The organism is Streptomyces sp. BR123 (genome assembly GCF_013401435.1).
Taxonomy (GTDB): Bacteria; Actinomycetota; Actinomycetes; order Streptomycetales; family Streptomycetaceae; genus Streptomyces.
In genome coordinates, this window is the sequence record NZ_JACBGN010000629.1 from 1 (window position 1) to 1027 (window position 1027).

The 1027-nt window shown below is 75.9% G+C and carries 1 protein-coding gene; it reads left to right on the forward strand.

Annotated elements, in window-relative coordinates:
- The coding region (locus HYE82_RS36750) for a hypothetical protein (protein ID WP_179178558.1) at window positions 1-983 on the forward strand (983 nt) is incomplete at its 5' end.
- Between the last annotated feature and the right edge of the window lie 44 nt (window positions 984-1027).

The window sequence follows — 1027 nt, forward strand, 5'->3', positions numbered from 1 at the left end:
GGCTCCCTCGCATCCCCCGCCCCGCCACCACCGCCGCCGGCCTGGCCTGCGCCGCCCTGCTGGCCGCGCTCCTGCCCTCGATCTGGCAGCCCCCGGACCCCCGGCCGCGCTCCGGCTCCGCCGCCCGGCTGCCCGCCTGCGGTGCCCGCGCCGGCGCCGCGGCCTGCCTCAGCCTCGGCCCGGCCGCCGCACTCGGCCGCGGCACGGTGCGGACGTACAGCGAATACCGAAACGGTATCCCGCAGGCGGTGGGCGTCTCCCTCACCGCCTCCGCCCTCAGAGCGCTGCCCGCCGCCCCCACCGACGGCAAGCACTGCCACGACACGGACGGCGACGGCGCCACCGACCCCGCCCACGAATGCGTAGGCGGCCACAGTCTGGAGCTCGCCCTCCCCGCCACACCGGCCGGCGCGGCCGGACTGCCCTTCCACTGGGCGCTGTTCAACTGGAACCCGCACGGCCACAACCCGCACGGCCGCTACGACGTCCCCCACTTCGACGTCCACTTCTACCTCGTGCCCAAGGAAGTCCGGGCCGGCATCCGGACCGGCGGGTGCGCCCTGCTCATCGCCTGCGACCAACTCGCCACCGCGGCCCGGCCGGTACCGGCCGCCTACCTGCCCGCCGGCTATCCCGCGAGCAGCCCGCAGACCGCCGAGGGAGCCATGGGCGCGCACCTGGACAGCAGGCCGCCGACCACCGGCACCCTCACCGGCCAGACCTTCATCTACGGCGCGTACGCGGGCGGCCTCATCTTCATGGAGCCCATGCTCACCAAGGACTTCCTGCAACGCCACCGCAACCCCGCCGGCGGCCACCGCACCTGCGAACCCATCCCCCAGCCCGCGGCCTGGCAGACGTCCGGCTGGTACCCCACGCGGTACTGCACCGCGTACCGGCCCGACCAGGGCGACTACACCGTCTCCCTGACGGACTTCGTACCTGCGACGGGGGCACCCCGGCTCGCCGGCACGGGCAGCTGAGGCGCCGCGCCCCGGCAGTCGCCCCACCCCGCAGTCGCCCTGCC